Below are 552 nucleotides of genomic sequence, written 5' to 3'. Positions count from 1 at the left end.
GGGCCACAATCACAGTTTCCGCAGTATCCATCATCAGTTGGAACGCCTCTGAGCACTCCATCACCTGAGTCAGGTAATACATTTACTGATTCATCCTCAGCGGACTCTGATATGACATCCACTAAAAAATATGTCAGACCACCACCAATGTTAACCTCACCTAATGACTTTCCAAATTGGGTTAAAACATACATCAAATTTTTACAAAACTCGAATCTCGGTGGTATTATTCCGACAGTAAACGGAAAACCCGTACGTCAGATCACTGATGATGAACTCACCTTCTTGTATAACACTTTTCAAATATTTGCTCCCTCTCAATTCCTACCTACCTGGGTCAAAGACATCCTATCCGTTGATTATACGGATATCATGAAAATTCTTTCCAAAAGTATTGAAAAAATGCAATCTGATACCCAAGAGGCAAACGACATTGTGACCCTGGCAAATTTGCAATATAATGGCAGTACACCTGCAGATGCATTTGAAACAAAAGTCACAAACATTATCGACAGACTGAACAATAATGGCATTCATATCAATAACAAGGTC

1 protein-coding gene is annotated in these 552 nt (G+C 39.3%); it reads left to right on the top strand.

Annotation, left to right across the window (positions count from 1 at the left end):
- Positions 1-147: 147 nt before the first annotated feature.
- Positions 148-552: hypothetical protein (locus IEV84_RS16690; RefSeq protein WP_229732724.1), on the top strand; the 405-nt coding region annotated here is incomplete at its 3' end.

Origin of the sequence: Flavobacterium palustre, from assembly GCF_014639535.1 — a bacterium.
Taxonomy (GTDB): domain Bacteria; phylum Bacteroidota; class Bacteroidia; order Flavobacteriales; family Flavobacteriaceae; genus Flavobacterium; species Flavobacterium palustre.
The sequence above is the reverse complement of the archived record's forward strand: the minus strand, read 5'-3'. Positions and strand labels throughout refer to the sequence as shown.